The following is a 22259-nucleotide window of genomic DNA, read 5'->3' as shown; positions in this document are numbered from 1 at the left end:
AATGACAAAAATCAACATAGGCATAATCGGCGCGGCGGGTTACACCGGTGGGGAACTGATCAGAATATTGCTCAATCATCCAAGTGCAACCATTGCTTTCGCGCATAGCAAAAGCCAGGTTGGAAAGCCGGTTTATGCAACGCATACGGATTTACTGGGGGATACGGAGCTTACATTTTCTGGTGATGACATCCAAACGCTTTTGAACCAGGCGGATCTTCACGCAATTTTCCTTTGCTCAGGACATGGCGAATCACAGAAATTCCTGAATGAGTTTATGGTTCCTGAAAATGTAAAGGTCATTGACCTGAGCACGGATTTCCGTGATGAGTCGAATGGCTTTATTTATGGATTACCAGAATTGCAACGGGAAACAATTAAGACAGCGACGAAAATTGCTAACCCAGGCTGTTTCGCGACCACCATTGAACTAGCCATCTTACCATTGGCGCAGGCAGGTTTGATCCAAGATGATATTCACATAAGCGCCGTTACTGGCAGCACAGGAGCCGGCCAGGCATTGAGTGCGACGACCCATTTTTCTTGGAGAAGCAACAACATCTCCATTTACAAAGCATTCACGCATCAGCATTTGACCGAGATCAAAATGAGTCTGGGCAAATTGCAAAATGGCTTTGACAAGGCAATCAACTTTGTCCCTTACCGCGGTGATTATACACGCGGCATCATGGCGAATGTTTATACAGCATTTGAAGGCACATTGGAAGAGGCTAAAAGCATTTACAAAAACTTCTACGCCTTACACCCGTTCACGCACATAAGCGTCGCACCGATTGACTTGAAGCAAGTTGTAAATACCAACAAATGTTTCATCAACCTCGAAGTGCACGACGGACAGTTACTGATTACCAGCATTATCGATAATCTCACAAAAGGCGCCTCGGGCCAGGCTGTTCAGAATATGAATCTGCTATTCGATTTGCCGGAGGATGCAGGGTTGCGGTTGAAAGCGCCGGCGTTTTAAATTATTAACACCCATTTAAAGACATAACAATTCAAGCCATGTCACACTTATTCGATGTTTACCCCATCTACGATATAGAGCCGGTGAAGGCGCAGGGGAGTTATTTGTGGGACCAGAATGGGACCAAGTATCTCGACCTTTATGGCGGGCATGCGGTGATTTCTGTGGGGCATTGCCATCCTTACTATGTGGATATGCTCACGAAACAGCTGAATGCGATCAGTTTTTATTCCAATTCGGTGAAGATTTCTTTGCAGGAGGAATTGGCTGAGAAGCTGGGCGAACTTTCTGGATATCCGGATTATAAGCTGTTTTTATGCAACTCGGGCGCGGAGGCGAATGAGAATGCTTTGAAGCTGGCTTCGTTCCATAACGGTCGCAAGAAGGTTATTTCGTTTACAAAATCGTTTCACGGCCGGACGGCTGGCGCGGTGGCGGCGACAGATAATGCTTCTATTGTTGCCCCGGTTAACTATAAAGAACACGTGACATTCCTGCCGTTCAATGATGTGCAGGCTGTGGAAAACGGCATTACGGATGAAGTTTGCGCGGTGATCGTTGAGGGGATTCAGGGTGTGGGTGGCATTCATGTGAGTTCGGATGAATTTCTGCAGACATTAAGACGCAAATGTGATGAAACGGGTGCCGTTCTGATCCTTGATAGCGTGCAATGCGGTTACGGACGGACTGGGAAATTCTTCTCGCACCGGTTTAGCGGCATTGATCCGGATATTATGTCCATGGCCAAAGGCATGGGCAATGGCTTCCCGATCGGTGGAATCCTGATTTCTCCAAAGTTTAAAGCGAGTTATGGCATGCTGGGAACCACTTTTGGCGGGAATCATCTGGCATGTGCGGCCGGCGTCGCGGTCCTGGATATCATGAAGGATGAAAACTTGCTGGATAACGCCGCGGAAATCGGCGATTATCTTTTAAAAGGAATCGAAGAAATCGGAGGATATAAAGAGCTGAGAGGACGTGGGTTAATGATCGGGATCGAATATGATTTCCCGGTGAAGGACCTTCGCAACAAACTTTTATTTGACTATAAAATGTTCACAGGAGTGGCGGGCGCCAACACCATTCGTTTGCTGCCTTCGCTTGCTTTGGGCAAAGAAGAGGCCGATCAATTCCTGGAAGCATTGAAAAAAGAGACATCCGTTGCCATTTAATATAACCTAAACGCCGCAGAAATTACCGAACTGAATGAAACACTTTCTTTCCATTAACGACGTAACCGACCTGAACCAGCTGATCTCCAATGGCATCGCAGCCAAGCGTAACCCATTTGCAGACATTGAGTTAGGGAAAAACAAAACCATCGGACTGCTATTTTTCAATTCAAGTTTAAGGACAAGGATCAGCACGCAAAAAGCGGCGCAAAACCTTGGGCTTAATGTGATTACGATGAATGTTGGCCAGGATGGATGGGGTTTGGAAATGGAGGAAGGCGTGATCATGAACGGTGATAAGGCCGAGCACGTGAAGGAAGCTGCGGCTGTGATCGGCAGTTATTGCGATATCATCGGTATCCGGTCGTTTGCAGGCTTGCAGGACCGGGAGAAGGATTATGCGGAGATTGTTTTTCAGCAATTTAAAAAATACGCTGATGTCCCGATCATTAACCTGGAATCGGCCACAAGGCATCCGTTACAGTCCCTTGCAGATTGCATTACCATTGAAGAATTTAAGATCAAACAGCGTCCTAAGGTCGTTTTGACGTGGCTGCCCCATTTCAAAGCATTGCCGCAGGCCGTTGCCAATTCGTTTTGCGAATGGATGAACCCGATGGACGTGGAACTTGTGATCACACATCCCGAAGGTTATGATCTTGCGCCGGAATTTGTTGGAAAAGGTCAGGTGATTTACGATCAGGACAAGGCCCTGGAAGGTGCCGATTTTGTTTATGGCAAAAACTGGTCGTCCTACCAGCATTACGGACAGGTTCTGACGAGCGATCCTTCCTGGATGATCACGGAAGCGAAAATGTCCCGGACGGATAATGGAAAATTCATGCATTGCCTGCCCTTGCGCCGGAATATGAAAGTTGCGGATGAGGTTTTGGATGGACCAAGATCACTGGTGATTGAACAAGCGGCAAACCGCGAATGGTCCGCGCAGGCGGCGTTGCGTGAAGTTTTGCTACATATTTGAAATGATTGAAAGAATGAATACGGAAACATTGGCACAGCCAGACAGCTCAACAAACATAAAATCGGTCCGCAAAACAGGCGTCCTGATCGTTAATCTGGGAACGCCGGATAGCCCGTCCGTGCCTGATGTACGCAAATATCTGCGCGAGTTCCTGATGGACGAGCGTGTGATCGACATTCCATACATTAACCGGTGGATGCTGATTAACCTCATAATCGCACCATTCAGGGCTCCAAAATCAGCAAAAGTTTACAAGCAGCTTTGGAGACCGGACGGATCGCCTTTGAAAATTTACGGCTTTTCGGTAAAGGAAAAATTGCAGCGCGTGCTCGGTGATGATTATGTTGTGGAACTTGCGATGCGTTACCAAAGCCCGAGCATTGAAAACGGTTTGAAAGAATTAAGAAAGCAAACACTTTCCGAAATCATTATCGTTCCATTTTTCCCACAATATGCCTCAGCTTCAACAGGTTCTGTATACAAAGAAGTGATGCGCGTGGTGCAGGATTGGGAAGTTTTGCCGGAGATCAAATTCATCAACCGCTTCCTGGATCATCCTAAATTTATCGAAGGTTTTGTGAATCTGGGCAAAAAATACATGGCGCAGCAACATTATGACCATGTGATTTTCAGTTACCACGGATTGCCTGAAAGACAGATTACAAAAGGCGACGTAACAGGCAGTTTCTGCCAATTCGGATCTTGCTGCGATCATTTGGATGCAAGAAACCAACATTGTTATCGTGCGCAATGCTTTGAAACGACTCGTTTGCTGGTGAAAGGATTGGGCTTAAAAGAAGGCACTTATACGACTTGCTTCCAGTCACGATTGGGCAAAAATCCCTGGATAAAGCCTTATACGGATGAAGTGATTCCTGAATTGACCAAAAAAGGTGTGAAAAGCGTCCTTGCATTTTCGCCTGCATTCGTTGCCGATTGTTTGGAAACGACGATTGAAGTTGGTGAAGAATATAAAGAGATTTTTGAGAAAGAAGGCGGTCAGCACTGGCAGTTGGTGGAGAGCTTGAATGACAGTGACATCTGGATCGAAACTTTGGAAGACATCATAAAAAAAGCGGTTTGATAACCGCTTTTTTGCTTTATAAAACTACACTTTCCTTTTTATACAATTCCGCCAGCGTATGCACGGCGTAATCAATTTCATCTTCCGTATTATATTTTCCAAAAGAGAAACGAACATTAGCGCGGTTCTCATCTATTTTCAACTCCGTCAGCACGTGTGACCCTATTTCCGTCCCACTAGCGCAAGCGCTTCCTCCTGAGACTGCAACGCCTGCAATATCCAGGTTGAAAAGCAGCATATCACTAATATCGGAAGGCGGCAGGCTGACATTCAGCACAGTGTAAAGACTTTTGTCCAAATCCGCCGAATTGCCGTTGAATGTGATGCCTTCAATGCTGTTCGTCAATTTGTCGATCATGCGAAGTTTCAGGTTTTCAATGTGCTTACGGTGCGCATCCATGTCGCGGTAGGCGATTTCCAATGCTTTTACTAAGCCCACAATACCGTAAATGTTTTCCGTTCCGCCACGCATGTTACGCTCCTGCGCGCCTCCGTGTACGAAAGGAGCAATCTTGATTCCCGGACGCATATACAAGAAACCAACGCCTTTCGGGCCATTGAATTTATGGGCAGCGCCGACGATAAAATTGGTTTTCAACTTTTGAAGATCATGTTTATAATGACCCATCGTCTGCACCGTATCGCTGTGAAAAACAGCATTGTATTTTTCGCAAATGTCGCCTACTGCTTCCAGATCGAGCAAATTGCCAATCTCGTTGTTGCCATGCATTAACGAAACCAGCGAGCGGGAATTGGATTGCAGCAATGTTTCCAAATGCTGTAAATCAACCTCTCCTTTTTCGTTAAGATTTACAAAACTCAGCTGAATTTGTCCCGACTTTTGAAGATGTTCGAGCGTATGCAAAACGGCATGATGCTCGATGCGGGACGTGATGGCGTGTTTTAATCCAAGTGTTTCAATGCTGGAACGGATCGCTGTGTTATCTGCTTCCGTGCCGCCTGATGTAAAGAATATTTCCGCAGGAGCTGCATTTAAAATCCCTGCAATGCTTTTTCTGGCTTTTTCAATAGATGACCTGACTGCCCTCCCGAAGGAATGTATGGAAGAAGGATTGCCGAATTGCTCGGTCATAAGCGGCAACATGACCTCCAACACTTCCGGATCAAGGCGCGTAGTAGCAGCGTTGTCCAAATAAACTTTCATTGTTGCCTGTTTTTTGGCTCGGAGATGATCTCCTTAATGTCTGAAATGATCTTGTTCGCCAGGTTAATGGCAGTCGTTTGCGTTTCCGACTCAGAATAAATGCGAATAATCGGCTCTGTATTGGATTTGCGCAAATGCACCCATTCCCTGTCAAATTCAATGCGCACACCATCAATGGTGTTCAAAGGTTGTTTAGAATAACGCGTTTGAATGCGGCTTAGAATGTTGTCCACATTGATATCCGGCGTTAATTCAATCTTATTTTTTGAAATATAATAACTTGGATATGAGCGGCGCAGCACAGAAGCAGTTTTGCCGAACTTAGCCAAATGCGTCAGAAATAAAGCAATTCCAACCAAAGCATCGCGTCCGTAATGGCTTTCAGGATAAATCACCCCGCCATTTCCTTCACCACCAATGATCGCTTGATTCGCTTTCATCATATTCACAACATTCACCTCACCTACTGCCGAAGCAAAATATTTTCCTCCTGCTTTAATCGTCACGTCGCGTAATGCTGCCGTGGACGATAAGTTGGAAACCGTGTTACCAGGTGTGTTTTTAAGCACATAATCTGCAACGGCCACCAATGTATATTCTTCTCCGAACGGCGTTCCGTCCTCACACATCAGCGCCAGACGGTCCACATCTGGATCCACGACAATGCCGAGATTGAAAGAACCATCATTCAGCTCTTTGCTGATCTCACGCAAATGTTCAGGAAGCGGCTCCGGATTGTGGGCAAAATTGCCGGTAGGCTCGCAATTTAACTTCTTAATGTTCTTTGTAGAAACACCTAACGCTTCCAGGAGCATCGGAACAACGATTCCGCCCGTAGAATTGACAGCATCAACAACGATCCTGAAATTTGCATTCGTAATGGCTTCCACATCCACCAACGGAAGTGCAAGAACCTGATCTATATGCTTTTGTAAATATGTATCATCCGCAACGTAGCTTCCCAATTTTTTAACGTCAACAAAAACAAAATCTTCCTCGTCGGCAATCCTCAAAACTTCTGCACCTTCTTCCTCGGAAATAAATTCTCCGTCGTGGTTCAGCAGTTTCAGCGCATTCCATTGAATCGGGTTGTGGCTTGCTGTTAAAATAATCCCTCCTGCTGCTCCTTCGGCCGTAACGGCAATCTCAACAGTAGGCGTAGTGGATAGGCCCAGATCAGTTACATGAAGTCCGACTCCCTGCAATGTCCCGGCAACAAGGCGGCTCACCATTTCACCGGATAAGCGTGCGTCCCTGCCAATAATAACCTTTAAATTTTGTGGATTTGTACGCCTCAGCCATGTTCCGTAAGCCGCTGCAAACTTAACAACATCAATCGGAGTCAGCGCCTCACCCGATTTTCCACCCACGATACCTCTGATTCCTGAGATAGATTTAATTAACGTCACGATCTAGAATTCCTCTTTTTGTTTGGTTGCAAAAATACTAAATTTCCCTCTCTACTGTCCGATTTTTCTTGAAACAAAAGTAACATTTGACTTATCGTTGGTGCTAGCCTTATAGTAACTCAATGTCTACATTGGTCGTAAGCCGGGAGCCTGTATATCCCAAAAATGAACCCATCACAGGCGCCAGCTGGTCGTAATCTGCGGATGTTCCCATGCTGATATGTTTGTTTATCACAGCTTTACCTTCCGTGGGGTCAAATCCCCGCCAACCTGCGCCGGGCAGAAAGACTTCCGCCCATGCATGCAATTCGTGTGCCTGCTGAGGATTTCCGTATAAATATCCGCTCACGAATCTTGCCGCAATTCCCAGGCTTCGGCAAGCGCCAATGAACAAACGGGCGAATTCACGGCATGACCCGCTCCTATCCCGCAATGTATCATCCGGAGGATAAGCATTGCCATATTCACGGTGCTGATACACAAAGTTTTGGCTGATATACTGGCTCATTTCCACCAGGAAAGGAATGGTTGCGTAGTTAACATGCGCAGCGATTTTCCGGGCAAACTGCTCCACTTGCTGCGTTGCGTCAGTTTTGTCCAGATACGGGATCAGGTATTTATAAATCCGGTTATCGTATAAAAAAGGGATTTTGCTGGTCTCGAAAGGATAAAACACAAAGTCGAAAACATTCACCGGCTCCGAGCTCACGGTTATGGATGCTTCTACAAAAAGCCTGCTGTAAGGTTGATTATAGAAGTAAATCAAATGCTGAACATTGCCTTCGACATCTACATTTTTAACGATTTTAGAGGGTTGCGGATCAATGGACAGGTTATATTCCAGTAATCGCTGGTGCGGATAAGATCTTGGATACAAATACAATGTGTGCATTTCCAGGACTATCGGAGCAGTGTACTGATATTCCAGAGCGTGCCGGACTTTTAAATTCATAAACTTTCCGGTCAATTAGTTGTGATGGTTTTGGTCAATTCATCCACTGCGTTTTGAACTGCCCGGATGATTGGCTTTGCGTCTGACTCTGTGAATTCCCCTGGGACTGGCTTTGAGACTGACCTTTTTCCAAGCCAAAATACATATCGAAAATCGCGTTGTCTACTTCGTTATTTTTAGTCTGAAATTTATCCAGATACTCATGAAGGCCCATTTTAAAAACGTCTTCCACGTCTGTAAATTCCAGTTCTGTCCGGATTTTGCTTAATACACGTTCAGCAGCATTAGTGTGGCCGCGTTCGGGAATCGACCCGGCAATCGCGTACAAGGAAAGCTCGGCCTGCCGCACGCAATAAGCAATGGATCTCGGGAATAACTTATCCAGAATAAGGAAAGCCACAATGTTCATCGGCGTGAGCGCACGGTGCGTCTGCCTGTACATATTATATGCGCTTACCGATTTCAAAACCGCCGTCCAGAGCATTAAATCAAGCGTGGAACCTGACGTTCCGGAGTCTTGTAACAATGTAAAATACTTCACATCCAGAAAACGCGAACATTTGTCTGCACGCTCTATATGCCGTCCTAAACGCCCAAAATGCCACGCCTCATTGCGTGTAATGGAAGAATCCACAACGCCGTGAAAAAGCTGGCAACTCTTGCGGATATCCGTGAAATAGGACTGCATATGGTCCATATTCCGGAAATTATCCGGATTTGTGCTGCGGATGGAAAGATAAAAAGTATTGATACTCTCCCACATTTCCTTAGAAATGGTTTCCCGGATCGTCCGCGCATTTTCACGCGCTTCGTACAAGCAACTAATGATGGAATTGGGATTTCTCTTATCAAACGTCATAAAATGTATAACGTCCTCTTTCGTAGGCTTTTCGTAATATTTATAAAACAAATAATGATCAGCAGTTGCAATCAGAAGCGGTTCCCATTGCTCGTCCACGTCGGGCGGCAGGTCCAATGCCAGATTAAAATTAACTCCCACAAACCGAGCGTAGTTTTCAACCCGTTCTATGTAACGATTCATCCAGTATATTGAATTGGCAACTCGGCTAAGCATAAATTGAAACTGTTGTCTTTAAAATGTTTAATCAGAATAATTCCTAAGCAATCATACCAAAATACCTAATAAAATTTTGCAAATACAATAACCTACGAAAAGTAATATAAGTTCTCGAAAGATTATTATAACAAGAAAATAAGGGGCGATTGTGTGAAAAATTCCTGAAACATTTAATTTTTGTAAATTAACAATCCATAAACATAACCTTTATTCCCGTGTCAAAAAAAGAACAATTTGTTGCAGCTATCCAAAAATCCTACCGAACCGACAAACCTGTGATCCATTTAGGTTCCGCCATCCTGGACGGCGAAATCCTTGAAGAAGCACAGGTTAATCTGCCTTTGCGCATGATGAACCGGCATGGATTGGTGGCTGGCGCAACGGGATCGGGAAAAACACGGACGTTGCAAGTGCTAGCAGAACAGCTTTCTGCTGCGGGTGTGCCGGTTTTTATGTCGGATATAAAAGGCGATTTATCGGGCATTGCGCAAGCGGGACAAACCAATGCTGCATTGCAGGATAGGTCAGCAGCGTTGGGAACGGTGTTCGAACCGAAAGGTTATCCGGTTGAACTCTATTCTCTAAGCGGCCAGAAAGGCGCTCAGATGCGCGCTACGATCCTGGAATTCGGGCCGATATTGCTTTCCAAAATATTTGAACTAAACGACACGCAGTCAGGCGTTCTGGCCATTCTTTTCAAGTATGCCGATGATAAAGATCTGCCTATGGTGGATCTCAACGATTTGAAAAAAGTACTCAACTATCTTTCCCAGGGACCGGGAGCAGCAGAGATAAAAGCAGACTATGGCAGCATTTCAAGCTCCACAGCGGGGACAATCCTGCGCAAGATCGTTGCCCTTGAACAACAGGGCGTAGGGACAATTTTTGGTGAAAAATCCTTTGACATTACGGATCTTATCAACCGCGTCGACGGCCAGGGCGTGATCAGCTTGCTCAACATTTCCGATGTTCAGGACAAGCCTGCATTGTTTTCGACATTCATGCTCAGTCTGTTGGCCGAGCTCTATACTAAGTTGCCTGAGGCGGGAGACCTAGATAAACCCAAGCTGGTTTTCTTCCTCGACGAAGCACATTTGCTGTTCAAAGATGCGCCCAAAGCTTTCTTAGATCAAATTGAGCAGGTTGTGCGGCTTATCCGTTCGAAAGGGGTTGGAATTTTCTTTTGTACACAAATGGCCCAGGACGTTCCGGTGTCGGTCTTGTCCCAATTAGGAAACCGCGTGCAGCACGTTTTGAGGGCATTTACGCCGCAGGATGCGGATGCGCTGAAACAAACGGTTAAGACATATCCGAAATCAGATTTTTATGCGATCGATCAGATCCTGACCACATTAGGGATCGGTCAGGCATTGATCACGGTTTTAAATGAAAAAGGAATCCCGACAGAAGTGGCAGCAACGCATTTGCTTCCGCCTAACTCGATCATGGGGCCAATGGTGCAGGCAGATTACGATAACCACGTCAGACAATCAGACGTTTACCTGAAATACAAAGATCCTATCGATCCTGAAAGTGCTTATGAAATGCTTACCAAGCGGATGGAAGCGCATGCACAGGTGGAAGCAAAAGCCCAGGAAGAAGTTGCGGAAGTAAAAAAAGGGAAAGAAGAAAAAGGAATGCTCTCCGAAGCACTTAACTCACCATTGGCCAAACAAATCGGCAGAGAGGTTGTCAGGGGCGTTTTCGGAATGTTATTTGGTAAAAAAACAACGGGTACCCGCAAGAAAAGTGGCGGGTTGTTTGGCTTCTAGTCTGTAAGCTTCACATTAATTTTCTGTCCCGGATCTTTGAAAACGAATTCACAATCTTCAAATTTCGGGGCAGAAAACTTTGGCCGAAAGTTTTTGCTGAAACCGTATGGTTCTTTAGGAATACCGACAAAGTTTTTATCCAGCACACCGTTGCTGTTCAGGTCGTGGTAAACGGCCAATGCATAGCGGCCAGGAGCAAGGTCAAATGCAACAAGCTGAGGCGCAGCACCTTTCACGTCAACAATTCTGTAAATTTTAGGCTTTTCCTTACTGGCAAATTTCTCCTCAGGCTTGTAAATAGCGATCCAGAGTTTTCCCTGACCCTTTTTGATGTTGGTAAACTCAACGTTTAATGTCATTGCCGGTTCCACAAAACAGCCTAGCAGGCAACTCACAATCCATACAAGCATAATCATCTTTATTTATCTGTTTCCCAACCAATTACACAGCGCTGATTCGATAGCTTGTGCAAATTATCCTGCACATCCATTCTTGTTTTCGCATTATCAAATGCATCCTTATAATTCTCTTTCAATTCACGACGTTTGATCGCTTCCAGAAATCTGCGGGCATCATCCTCAGTTTCGAGCAGTAACTCGGGCACAACTGTGGGTTTATCATCGTCTCCCTTCGCCACCATTGTTACATAGGAAGTGTTTGTATGCCTTTGTGTTCCGTTTTTAACATTTTCCGCAATCACCCGGATCCCAATCACCAGCGAGGTCCTGCCTACATAATTGACGGACGCATGGAGCGAAACCAGATCCCCAACTTCCACCGGCTCTAAAAAATCCACGCCATCGACTGAAACCGTCACGCAATAAGTACCCGCATGTCGCGCGGCACATGCATAAGCGACCTTGTCAATCAACGATAATAGGATGCCTCCATGTATTTTTCCGCCGAAATTAGCGTAGGACGGAATCATGAGTTCCGTTAATGTGGTCTGTGAAAATCGAACTGAGCGAGGTTCCAAATGCTTAATGTTAGGTTATTTCTTCAAATAAACGGTTTTTCCCGATTTGGCGGACTCTTTTGCCGTTTCTAATATTTCAACGACCGTGACATTGACCGGCAATCCATAAAGATCATTCTTTTCGAGCTTCAATCTACCCTGCACTACATCAGCCAAAACCGAGAAGGGATCGGTGAACGGCGCAGGGCGCGGATCAAGCTTGATCGTTTCTTCCGGCGTCTTTTCTGCAAGGCGCTGCCGCACGGTTGTAGGATTTACAGCAACTGCATAACCCTTATTCCCAAACACTTCCATATCCTTCCGCGCGAAAGACCAGTTCCACGAACCCTGAATGACACATTGTGCCTTAGGATATTGCAAAATGATCGTTGCTTCATCATCTACTTCTTTGTAAATGTCCGGCTTGTTCTGGTGCGTAACCGCGGTAACGGACAGCGGGCGTTCACCCTTCAAAAGCCAAGTCATCAAGTTGGCTCCATAGCAGCCAAAATCGACCAATGCTCCTGCTCCGTTTTTCACGGGATCGGTGAGAATGGCCAGGAATTCTTTGCTGACACCAATTTCTTTCGGCCCCTGGTGGCCGTCATTCACCATTACTTTCCTGATCTCGCCCAGTTTCCCTTGTTCTACCAAATCACGGACATGCTGATTGCTCGCATACCAGGATGTTTCATAATTGGTCAGCACCTGGATGCCATTCTGATCCGCCAGTTTCTGAATTTCCTTTGCATCTGCGAATGTAGTTGCCAGTGGTTTTTCCACCATTACGTGGATTTTTTTGGGCGCACAGGCGCGTACAATGGCAATATGTTCATTTATTGCCCCAAATGCCGAAACCGCTTCCGGCTTGGCCTCTTCCAGCATTTTATTCAAATCCGTATAAAAAAGTTTCTTGTCCAGCTTGTATTTGGTCATGAACAAGTGAACAAGGTCCGGGTTTGTTTCGTAAATACCCACAATTTCAATATCCTTCTTATCTGAACGGTTGAAAACCCAGCCGACGTGACCATGGCTCAGCCCGGCTACCGCGATTTTTAAAGGTGCTTGTGCCATAGATTGAATGCTAAAAAGCGCTAGTAAACAAAGCAGCAATGTTTTCATATTCGATTTGGTTTAGGATAACTTATCAATAATGTCTTTGATCACCTCTTGCAAATAAGCACCATTATAAGGGCCATACCAGCTCATGGTTTTGGTTTCGTAAAGGTCTTTATCAAAATGCTTGTCATGCGTAATGTAACCGATATAGCCTCCGTTGAAGCTGGTAACCATTAAATTAAGACCTTTTGTCTTGGCATAAGCATCAAGTCCCGCAACGAGCTCACCCGAAAAATCGCACGGCATCCCAACCATGAGAATGTTCCCCATCCGCAAAGCTTTTACAAACACCGGATAATCTCCAAAAGCCTTCTTAAACACCCAAGAACGAAGGTTAATGCTCATCGTGAGCCTTGGAGACGGGTCACGCAGGGGCAAGGGCAATGTAATTGCCTGCAACATGGCGCCACTTGATTTTTCTTTTAATGCTGAATCAGATAGTAATGCTTTTTGTACACCATATGCCTGATTTTTCAACTCATCGAAATCATCCGAGCCTTTTTCAATCGGCCCCATGCTGCCAACAGCGCCAGCCATGTACATAGCAAAGTCGTATCGACCTTTTTCAAGCGAATCCACCAGGATGCCGGGATAATCCCTCGACAAAACAACGTTATTAGAATTCAAAATCGTAGAATGTGCCGCATAGGAGCTCAAAATCGCCTTTTTCCCACTTTTAGTAATGAATGCTGCGGAACGGATCTCAGGATCGACCTCTCCTTCCTCTCGTACCAGCCTGTTCCGGATATCCACATTGTCAATCGATTCCATGTAAGTCAGTGAGACAGGTTCCAGCTTTGCCTTGGCTTGTACGATGGCTTCAAAAATAGCATCTGCAAGACGTTCTACTGTGGCTGGATTATATTCTCCCGAAAAAAACAAAGAAGAGATCCCCGTTCCCCAACCACCTACACTATTATGGCTATGCGTTGCGCCGAAAAAGACCTGATTGAAGGGAATTTCCTTTTCAGTAAGCCTTGCTTGTAACAGCTTGATCACCGTAGGAGGCACAATCAGCAGGTCAGCGGCGATGATTGCTGCCTGGATCCCGCCATTGTCTACGACCATTGCGCGCACATAAACAGAGTCGTGAACGGCGGTGTACAACTTGCCCTTGCGCTTGCCATAACCTGCTGTGGGTGTAGGCGATGGCGGCGTAATGTTCACTTTGGCCCAGCCTGCCTGCAACTGCCCGGAAGCGCTCGCCGTATCTTTCTTAACATTACTGATCTGCTTTTTCCATTGACCGTAATAGGGCATTTCCTTATATGGCGTATCGTCCATTGTCGTGATCATCGTAGCAATGGTCAGTATCAAGAGCAGTACGATCACCCCGATGATGCGCAGGAAAATTCGAAGGAATCTCATTAATTGAATGTGGGAGGTTAGGTTACCAATATGCAAAAGGAGCAAACATTTGTTTTATCCTCATCATAAAAAACCCGACATTCCGTGACGGCTGATGTCGGGCATTATCCCGGACTGACCGGGTAAATAGTATGATTTAAGATTGTTTAACCAATTGAATGTTCGCAATCAGCTTTACATCTTCTCCGATGACCAAGCCTCCGGAATCGGTCAATTGCATGTAATTAAGGCCAAATTCCTGGCGGCTGATCCTACCTTCTACTTCAAAACCAATCCTGAGTTTCCCATCCGCATCACGCTCGGAACCGCCATATTCTGCATTCAGCTCGATGGGCTTTGTAATGCCTTTTAATGTAAGCAACCCGGAGAGCTTATAATTATCGCCCTTCACTTTATGAAAGTAATTGGACTGAAAAGTGATATGCGGGAATTGTTCTGCATCAAAAAAATCTGCCGACCTTAAATGTGCATCGCGCAAATCAACCTTGGTGTCGATACTGCTCACATCCAGCGAAAAATGGATTTCAGCATTTTCGAAGTTATTCAGGTCGGAAGTTGCGCCACCTTCGAAGTTATTAAAGGAGCCTGTAATGGTGGAAATGACGAGGTGTTTAATCTTAAACTGTACTTCCGAATGTACCGGGTCTACGATCCATTTTGTAACTGACATAGATAAAGAATTTAGATTCTACAAAAACTGCAGACGGGAACGTCCCGGTGCTGTTATTCATCCTAAAATTAGCAATCCTGACGTATAAACGTCCATTAAAATGTTTTAATTCAGCCCGTATTGCATGTTTAAACGAAAATAATGGCACGTAATTTTTAACTCACTCGTTGTCATAACATTTACCAAATATATTAAATCGACTCATACATGAAAATGAAGGGAAGAAGCATATTCACGTATGACGTGTATGCGCCCACAACCGTAACGACCATGTTACGCCCCCGCAGACAAGAAGGCCAGTCTATCATTCAGGAAGGTTTCAACATTGAGCCGTCCGTTCCTTTTTCAGAATACACCGATATATACGGCAATCCGTGCCAGCGTACAATCCTGCCGGTGGGCAGGGTGACCATTACCACCGAAGTTCAGGCACAGGTGAGCGTAACGAAGTCCATTCCAAATCCGCCGCCGACATTCATGCTGGTTGGCGATTTGCCTGATGAAGTCATGCATTATATCCTGCCAAGCCGTTATTGCGAGTCGGACCTGCACGAAATCAATATGCTTGTGATGAACATCGCAGGCAATCTGGCACCTGGTTATGAGCAAGTTGAAGCGATCCGGACCTGGATTCACCAGAATGTAAAATATCAGTACGGCGTAACAGATTCCAGCACGACAGCACTGGATGTGGCGCGCAATCGTATAGGCGTATGCCGTGATTTCACCCACCTGGCCATCGCCTTGTGCCGTAACCTGTGCATCCCGGCCAGAATGACCGTTGGCTATCTGGACAGGCTTAAAGTAATGGACTTGCACGCCTGGTTTGACGTATATATTGGTGGACAATGGTATACATTCGACGCAGTACAGGAAAAAACCGATGGATACAGAATAGAAATCGCCCACGGCCGCGACGCTGCCGATGTAGCGATGGTAACGCAGTATGGCAATGCTACATTGCAATCGCTGCATGTTGAAGCAGAGCTTTTAGAGCCGGAGCCGGGGAATTGAGGCTTGGACAAGCTGGGTGCCGGCTTTGTCTTACATCCCCCTGTCAGCCTGAGCGGAGCCGAAGGCGCGCTACTTGCTAGTAGCGTGCCTTCGACTCCGCTCAGGCTGACAGGGGAAGTGCTTAGCGTGACAGGTGGAATGATTAGTCTTTAAATAACCCCCAACCCTTTCCCTACCTTCGTAAACGCCGCCACAGCCTTTTCCAGATGTTCCTGCTCGTGTCCGGCGGAAATTTGTACGCGAATGCGGGCTTTGCCTTGCGGCACTACCGGGTAGAAGAAGCCGATCACGTAAATGCCTTCTTCTAATAATTTTGACGCAAATTCCTGCGCGAGCTTTGCGTCGTAGAGCATGATTGGTACGATAGGGTGTTCCCCTGGTAAGATATCGAAACCGGCCTCTGTCATGGCTTTGCGGAAATAGGCTGTGTTTTTTTCCAGCTTATCGCGCAGTGCCGTTGATGAAGAAAGCAGATCCAGCACTTTGATGGATGCGCCTACGATGGAGGGTGCAAGTGTATTGGAGAATAAATAAGGCCTTGAACGCTGGCGCAGAATCTCAACGATTTCCTTTTTAGCAGCTGTAAAACCACCCGAAGCACCGCCCAACGCCTTTCCGTAAGTGCCGGTAATGATATCAATCCGGCCCATAACATTGCGGAATTCGTGCGAGCCGCGGCCCGTTTTACCCATAAAACCCGATGCGTGACATTCATCGATCATGACCATGGCGTCGTTTGCCTCGGCCAGGTCGCAGATCTTGTCGAGCTGTGCGATAGTCCCGTCCATGGAGAATACGCCGTCGGTTACGATCAGGATACGGCGGCTTCCGGCTGCGTCTTTGAGTTGCTGTTCCAAATCGGCCATGTCATTGTGCTTGTAGCGGAAACGTTTCGCTTTACACAGCCTGATGCCGTCAATTAAGGAAGCGTGATTCAGTTCGTCGGAGATTACAGCGTCTTTTTCGTTTAGTAATGGTTCAAAAACGCCGCCGTTGGCGTCGAATGCTGCTGCGTAGAGAATGCAGTCTTCCATGCCTAAAAAAGCCGCAGTTTTGCTTTCCAATTCTTTATGAATGTCCTGCGTTCCGCAAATAAAACGAACAGAAGACATACCAAAGCCGTGTGTGTTAATGGCTTCTATGCCGGCCTTAATCACCTCAGGGTGAGAAGAAAGCCCCAGGTAATTGTTTGCGCAAAAATTAAGCACATCCTTTCCGTCGGTTGCGATCTGAGCGGCCTGCGGCGTGGTGATAACTCTTTCTTTTTTATATAAACCGGCTGCCTTAATGGCTTCCAGCTCCTGATGCAGTTCTTCCTGAATGCTAGCGTTCATAAATCTGATTTTAAATGTTGATATGTAATCGCTTTTCAGCTTTTAACGGATTGATATTTTTTTTTCAATTCAAAAATCATTTCCTCCGTCATTTTATCCAAATTGTAAGCCGGGCGCCATCCCCAATCTTTTCTGGCTTGGGAATCATCAATTTGCGCAGGCCATGATTCGGCAATTTTCTGGCGGAAATCAGGCTTGTAGGAAATTTTAAAATCAGGGATAATCTTGCCAATGCTTGCTGCTACTTCTTCCGGGGAAAAACTGATTCCAGCGAGATTGTAACTCGTTCGTACCGTGATTTTATCCTTAGGTGCTTCCATTAAACGCACGGTTGCGTCCATTGCATCGCTGATGTAGATCATCGGAAGTGTTGTTCCGGCTTCCAGGAAACATTCAAATGCCTCTCCCTGAACGGCCTTGTGGTAAATATCAACGGCATAATCCGTCGTACCGCCACCCGGCATTGACTGATAACCGATGATGCCCGGATATCTCAGCGACCGGATATCCATGCCATATCTTTTAAAATAATAGTTCGACCAGTTTTCACCGGCTGCTTTGCTAATCCCGTATACCGTCGCTGGATCCAGATAAGACCATTGCTCTGCCTTCGTATCCACATTATCTCCAAAAACCGCAATAGAACTGGGGTAAAAAACCTTTGCAACATTATTTTCCCGGGCTACTTCCAGCACGTTAAAATAAGTTTGCATGTTGATATGCCACGTTTTCAATGGCTCCTGCTCACCCTTCGCAGACAGGATTGCAGCCAGGTGATAAATCTGGGTAACCTTGTATTTTTTTACCAATGCAGCCAAAGCATTGCCGTCGGTTGCATCCAATTTTTCAAAAAATCCGGTTTGGCGATCCGGCAACCTGATGTCTGATGCAACTACTTTTTCAACTCCGTAAATCTCTCTTAAATATTCTACCAGCACCGAACCAATTTGTCCGTTCGCACCGATCACTAATATGCATTCTGATCTCATGACAAGCCTGTTTTGATAAAGCATTAATCACTTGCAATTTCCCGAATTCGAATAATAAACTCAATATTTAACCCGATTGACAGGAAACGTTCCTGCACTATCATAGATCCAAAGAAAATATTACTTTTAAACTTCACTAAGCTTTCGACTCACAGTAAATATTCTTGCACCATGGAACAGTTGGACAAAATTGATACCAAGATCCTGCGCATCTTGCAAAAAGACGCGAAAAAGACGACCAAAGAAATTGCTACAATGCTAAATCTGACGGTCTCGCCGATCTATGAAAGGATAAGAAGATTGGAAAGCCTGGGATATATCAAACATTACGTGGCGATCCTGGACAAGAAGCTGATTAACCGGCAGGTAACGACGATCTGTCAGGTTTCAATGCGTTACCATAATGAGGCTTTTATTGAAAAATTCGAGCAGGAAATCCAGAATTTGCAGGAGGTCCAGGAATGTTATCATATGGCCGGACAAGTTGACTTTTTGTTAAAAATCAATGTCGCCAGCCTGGACGATTACCACGACTTCGTCAAATACAAACTTTCCAAAATCGACAACATCGGCGTGCTTAACAGCACATTTGTACTCAAAGAAATCAAGCATACATCAGAATTTTACATCTGATCAAAGGCTGCTTTTGCCCACACTGAAAGAAAGCGTTTTACTTCCTGAAACTCCGGAAGGCGTGATGCCCTGGATTACAACCTGGTAACGTCCCGTTTGATCGGAAGTGTAGAAATCCAGTTTTGCCTTTCCGGAAGCGTCAGTGGTAATGTTGGGTGCCCAATGTAGTAGGTTCCTGAAATCCGGGATGCGGCTGTCGGCATTGCCTTTGTCGTACCGGGGCGAATAAAATTCGCGTTGCACCTGCACGCCTTCATAAGGCATAACCGTCACTTTGGGATCCAGCTCAAAGCCCGCCAGATCATTGCGATAAGTCGAAAAGCTGGCAATTCCGGTAAAGGTCATCGGCCCAAGGAAGTAACGGGAGTTCAAAACTTCTATTTTTTTGATCTTCAAAGGATCCATTTCCATGATCTTGTCTGTGTCGAAGATCGGAATGCCGTCCAGCAACACCAGCGGATCGGTGGTGTAAAATGTGTTCGGAAGCAGCTTATCCACCATGCGGAAATGGAATTCCTTTTGTCTCTTTCTAACAAGCACACCACGCACATATTCTCTCAAAACCTCCTCCATAGTAGGAAAACGGGTGAAATCATCGAGGAAATACTTTTCGTCCGGCACGCCAAAAAACGCAACAGAATCGGCTAATGTTGCTTTTTGTTCAACTACCACCGGCGGCAGGAACACATTGGCAGTCTGCATGTTAATGGCCCGGGTAAGCAGCTGGTTTTCCCAGGTTTTGCTAAAAACGAACGGCGCCAGCGGCCTGGTGGCGAATTGTTTGAAAAATGGACTAGCTATCTCGATACGATGCGTAGAATCCATGTTCAGATTGGTCTGTAATGTAATTTCTTTTGGCCCGGTGAATTTCCTGACTTCATACATAACATTGCCTTTCTGATCACTTTGGGCAACATATAACCGCGCCGGAAAGTCGAGCGCTGCGAGATATGTGTCAATGCCTTTGGCGGGTGTGCTGTCAATTTTGTTGATAACCCTGCCCTGGATCAAATGCCCATCAAACTCCGGCAGGAATTCGAACGGAACGGCCTGGCCTACGAACACATTTTCCCATTTAAACCGGCGCCAGCCGTGCGTGAGCATTAAGTTGTCCAGCTGCCTGTCTGTATCGGTATTGTTGTTTGAAAAATAATATTCGGGAGATTCGACACTGCCTTTTAAGTCTGAAGAAAGCCACAAATGGCTGGTAATGTCCGATTGCGGCTGGCTAACAATAGAATCTGCCAAATAAATAGCGACAGAGACATTGGCGAGTTCCGATGCACTGGCCGAACCGACGGCCGCCGAAATGTCCATATTCACTTTTTCCCTTGTTACAAAGGCATTTTTAATCGTTGCTTCAATGGCCAGCTCTTTCGCGGGTCTTTTGAAATATAACCTTTCACAAAGTGGTTTCAGTTTTTCATTGAAGATCGTAATGTGCGAAATCCCTTCTCCTAATTTGGATTTGTCCAGAACAAAAACTGCCTTGTTATTTTTCAGATATTTCCTGTCCGCGGTTGCATTAAGCTGCCGCGTGTGGCTCATGAGATAAACCGGCACGGGCTCATCACTTACAACCGTTGCCGTTACAGTGACTTTCAGCAGGTTCATGGTAGAATCTTTCAGCTGCATAACATATCCCCTTTCCTCCGCTTTGGGCAGTGGGAAAGTGAATTGCTGTCCCTTACTATCTTTTATTACTGCATTGTAAGTAACGCCTGATTCAGGTTTTAATGTAAAAAACCCAATCCCATTCTTTTCAGGCTGAAACTTGGTAATGCTTTCGTTCTGGCTGTTGACAATGTCACCTGTGAAGCTGATGCCAGTACCCTCTTTTCCAATTGCCCTGAATGCGACTTTGCTTTCAATTCCCTGGACCAGATATCCGCCTTCGGGGAAAAACTGTACGTCATATTTCTCGGCTTCCTTGGCCAGCCTGTCCGGGTCGAAGCGGACAAATGGATTCACGACGGAGATTGAAGTTTCAAAGAAATATTCGGGGCCGTAATTTTTCATCCAATTGGTATAGCAACGCACCTTGTATTTCCCACTTGGAATTGTAGACGGGATCAGGACGGAGCCGTTCCCTTTGCCGTCCGCGAGTGAGAATTTGGTTTGGATCAAAGCATTGTTTTCCGCATCAAGCACTTCCAGATAAGCCACTTTGCTTACATCCAGAAACCGATGTGAGGATGCATTTAAATTATAAGCCTTAAACCAGATCGTCTCCCCGATGAGATACAAAGGGCGATCGAGGTGAACATACATTTTTTCCTGCAACGCCCTTTCTGTATATAAGCCAAACCGCTGCTGGATTGATTTGACCATGGCATCGTCCTGCGCCTTTGCGGAAAAAGCGGCGCAGAGCAATATACAGCAGTAGAATAAAGTCCTTTTCATAAAATTATATGATCATTGAAATATCATTTCCAAAAATATGGTCGCCTGGTTACCCCTCCTTGCACCCTGCAATCGGCACATTCTTCGGAGGAGCTCAAATAGAATGTTCTTCCCGCGGCATCAATAAAAGAGTTCAACAGCACACCATAGGAAGTTGCGGCGTCTTTCGGCGTGAGCGTGTCGGGAGCGATGCAGGTAGGATAACTGCCGAGCGCGGGCGATAGAAAAATACGTTGTTTTTGTTCGTTGACCACACTGAAATATCCGAAAACCAGCTCCTTAGGATCACTTGTATTCTTGATGTTACCCGTCACCTGGGAAGGTTGCGGATCAAAAAGACTTCCCGTTCCCTGCGTGGTCTTCGCCAGATCTGTCCAGTATTCAAATGCTTGCTGAGACAATGCATATTGTTTGACAAGAATGCTGTACTTGATAAGCAGCTTATTTGTGGGAATATCAATGATATTGATTGGAAGATCTTTAATAATATCCTGGTTCAGCTTAATGGTAGATCCCAATTTGATATCCCTGGACTCTAATGTGTTCCAGCAAGTATTAATGTCGTCGGGCCGGTTAACAATGGCACCTGTTTCAGGATCACGCATTAACCCGGAATAATAGGCGCTCCGGTATTCAAAAGTCTCTTCAAATTTCCACCGATAAAATCGCGTGTTATTTGCAGGATCGTGCGTGTTCACGTAAATAATCATTGCATTTCTTCTCAAATCCAGCTTGTAGGTCAAACTGTCAATAGGAGGTGTTTGCGTCACAACCACATAATCGGATAAATATTCTTTGCCGTTCGACCGGCGAATGCGCAGGCGATATTTGGTGGTCATATTGAAATTCACAGGCGGCAGAAAATAAACTCCCTCTCCCTTTTCTTCAAAATCATACTTTTCACCACTTTCCGCTTCCGCCGAAATCCGCGCGCCGCTTTCCACGATGGGCCGCATGTCCTCATTTGTATTCTGTGTCAACCGCAAGGTGATCTTGCTGGTATCACTTCCTACATTCAGAAATCCATCCACCACCAGAAAGCTTTCCGTATTGGTCACTTCCGGCGGCGAAAAAGGCTCGATACAGCCGTATACAACCAAGGTCAATGCCAGGAAAACCGTCGCCTGGTAACCCCAATGCATTTTTTTAACAGAAAACCATTTCCGTGTGACCAT

At 45.7% G+C, this 22259-nt stretch carries 20 protein-coding genes; 7 read left to right on the top strand and 13 right to left on the bottom strand.

Going from position 1 to position 22259, the window contains the following annotated elements:
* Position 1 precedes the first annotated feature (1 nt).
* From argC to hemH, 4 genes are read left to right on the top strand one after another with little or no spacing between them, the layout of a single operon-like run.
* Positions 2 to 985, top strand: a complete 984-nt coding sequence (argC, locus tag G395_RS0117795) for an N-acetyl-gamma-glutamyl-phosphate reductase (protein ID WP_026631300.1) — start codon at positions 2 to 4, stop codon at positions 983 to 985.
* Between the two features lie 38 nt (positions 986 to 1023).
* Complete coding sequence (locus G395_RS0117790) at positions 1024 to 2157, top strand: aspartate aminotransferase family protein (RefSeq protein WP_026631299.1); 1134 nt, start codon at positions 1024 to 1026, stop codon at positions 2155 to 2157.
* 34 nt (positions 2158 to 2191) lie between these two features.
* Positions 2192 to 3139, top strand: a complete 948-nt coding sequence (locus G395_RS0117785) for an N-acetylornithine carbamoyltransferase (protein WP_026631298.1) — start codon at positions 2192 to 2194, stop codon at positions 3137 to 3139.
* Positions 3140 to 3152: 13 nt separating this feature from the next.
* Positions 3153 to 4223: a ferrochelatase gene (gene hemH / locus G395_RS0117780; protein WP_026631297.1), complete on the top strand. Its 1071-nt coding sequence runs from the start codon at positions 3153 to 3155 to the stop codon at positions 4221 to 4223.
* Between the two features lie 16 nt (positions 4224 to 4239).
* Here the strand turns inward: hemH and G395_RS0117775 are convergent, their stop codons facing one another.
* From G395_RS0117775 to G395_RS29680, 4 genes are all read right to left on the bottom strand, one after another.
* Positions 4240 to 5388 carry a cysteine desulfurase family protein gene (locus G395_RS0117775; RefSeq protein WP_026631296.1) on the bottom strand — a complete coding sequence of 383 codons (1149 nt, stop codon included), beginning with the start codon at positions 5386 to 5388 and terminating at the stop codon, positions 4240 to 4242.
* On the bottom strand, positions 5385 to 6797 hold the full coding sequence (gene glmM, locus G395_RS0117770) for a phosphoglucosamine mutase (RefSeq protein WP_026631295.1): 1413 nt from the start codon (positions 6795 to 6797) through the stop codon (positions 5385 to 5387). Before glmM ends, G395_RS0117775 begins: the two co-directional genes overlap by 4 nt.
* Before the next feature lie 109 nt (positions 6798 to 6906).
* Positions 6907 to 7749 carry a transglutaminase family protein gene (locus tag G395_RS0117765; protein ID WP_026631294.1) on the bottom strand — a complete coding sequence of 281 codons (843 nt, stop codon included), beginning with the start codon at positions 7747 to 7749 and terminating at the stop codon, positions 6907 to 6909.
* A gap of 34 nt (positions 7750 to 7783) precedes the next feature.
* Positions 7784 to 8824 (bottom strand): alpha-E domain-containing protein, encoded by a 1041-nt coding sequence (locus G395_RS29680; protein WP_051350227.1) that lies wholly within the window; start codon positions 8822 to 8824, stop codon positions 7784 to 7786.
* A gap of 218 nt (positions 8825 to 9042) precedes the next feature.
* Here G395_RS29680 and G395_RS0117755 point away from each other — a divergent pair, with 218 nt between their 5' ends.
* Positions 9043 to 10599 carry a helicase HerA-like domain-containing protein gene (locus G395_RS0117755; protein WP_026631293.1) on the top strand — a complete coding sequence of 519 codons (1557 nt, stop codon included), beginning with the start codon at positions 9043 to 9045 and terminating at the stop codon, positions 10597 to 10599.
* Here the strand turns inward: G395_RS0117755 and G395_RS0117750 are convergent.
* From G395_RS0117750 to G395_RS0117730, 5 genes are all read right to left on the bottom strand, one after another.
* Positions 10596 to 11009 (bottom strand): DUF2141 domain-containing protein, encoded by a 414-nt coding sequence (locus G395_RS0117750; protein ID WP_169720053.1) that lies wholly within the window; start codon positions 11007 to 11009, stop codon positions 10596 to 10598. The two genes, G395_RS0117755 and G395_RS0117750, sit on opposite strands and share 4 nt — an antisense overlap.
* 8 nt (positions 11010 to 11017) lie before the next feature.
* Positions 11018 to 11527 (bottom strand): acyl-CoA thioesterase, encoded by a 510-nt coding sequence (locus G395_RS0117745; RefSeq protein ID WP_051350226.1) that lies wholly within the window; start codon positions 11525 to 11527, stop codon positions 11018 to 11020.
* 63 nt (positions 11528 to 11590) lie between these two features.
* Positions 11591 to 12676: a Gfo/Idh/MocA family protein gene (locus G395_RS0117740; RefSeq protein WP_026631290.1), complete on the bottom strand. Its 1086-nt coding sequence runs from the start codon at positions 12674 to 12676 to the stop codon at positions 11591 to 11593.
* Positions 12677 to 12688: 12 nt separating this feature from the next.
* Positions 12689 to 14041 carry a neutral/alkaline non-lysosomal ceramidase N-terminal domain-containing protein gene (locus G395_RS0117735; protein ID WP_026631289.1) on the bottom strand — a complete coding sequence of 451 codons (1353 nt, stop codon included), beginning with the start codon at positions 14039 to 14041 and terminating at the stop codon, positions 12689 to 12691.
* A gap of 136 nt (positions 14042 to 14177) precedes the next feature.
* Positions 14178 to 14711 carry a YceI family protein gene (locus G395_RS0117730; RefSeq protein ID WP_026631288.1) on the bottom strand — a complete coding sequence of 178 codons (534 nt, stop codon included), beginning with the start codon at positions 14709 to 14711 and terminating at the stop codon, positions 14178 to 14180.
* A gap of 207 nt (positions 14712 to 14918) precedes the next feature.
* Between G395_RS0117730 and G395_RS0117725 the strand changes: the two genes are divergently transcribed.
* On the top strand, positions 14919 to 15725 hold the full coding sequence (locus G395_RS0117725; protein ID WP_026631287.1) for a transglutaminase-like domain-containing protein: 807 nt from the start codon (positions 14919 to 14921) through the stop codon (positions 15723 to 15725).
* A 149-nt stretch (positions 15726 to 15874) separates the two neighbouring features.
* Here G395_RS0117725 and kbl read toward each other — a convergent pair whose 3' ends face one another.
* Positions 15875 to 17059, bottom strand: coding sequence for a glycine C-acetyltransferase (gene kbl, locus G395_RS0117720; protein WP_026631286.1), 1185 nt, complete (start codon positions 17057 to 17059; stop codon positions 15875 to 15877).
* 35 nt (positions 17060 to 17094) lie between these two features.
* A complete protein-coding gene (locus G395_RS0117715) occupies positions 17095 to 18048 on the bottom strand; it encodes an NAD-dependent epimerase/dehydratase family protein (RefSeq protein WP_026631285.1) in 954 nt (317 codons plus the stop codon).
* 171 nt (positions 18049 to 18219) lie between these two features.
* On the opposite strand from G395_RS0117715, the gene G395_RS0117710 reads away from it, so the two are divergent.
* Positions 18220 to 18681 carry an Lrp/AsnC family transcriptional regulator gene (locus G395_RS0117710; protein WP_026631284.1) on the top strand — a complete coding sequence of 154 codons (462 nt, stop codon included), beginning with the start codon at positions 18220 to 18222 and terminating at the stop codon, positions 18679 to 18681.
* Here the strand turns inward: G395_RS0117710 and G395_RS0117705 are convergent, their stop codons facing one another.
* Positions 18682 to 21084 carry a hypothetical protein gene (locus G395_RS0117705; protein WP_026631283.1) on the bottom strand — a complete coding sequence of 801 codons (2403 nt, stop codon included), beginning with the start codon at positions 21082 to 21084 and terminating at the stop codon, positions 18682 to 18684.
* A 23-nt stretch (positions 21085 to 21107) separates the two neighbouring features.
* Positions 21108 to 22259 carry a DUF4249 domain-containing protein gene (locus tag G395_RS0117700; protein WP_229204206.1) on the bottom strand — a complete coding sequence of 384 codons (1152 nt, stop codon included), beginning with the start codon at positions 22257 to 22259 and terminating at the stop codon, positions 21108 to 21110.

It is taken from the genome of Dyadobacter alkalitolerans DSM 23607, assembly GCF_000428845.1.
Lineage (GTDB): Bacteria > Bacteroidota > Bacteroidia > Cytophagales > Spirosomataceae > Dyadobacter > Dyadobacter alkalitolerans.
This window is presented reverse-complemented; position numbering and strand designations above follow the sequence as displayed.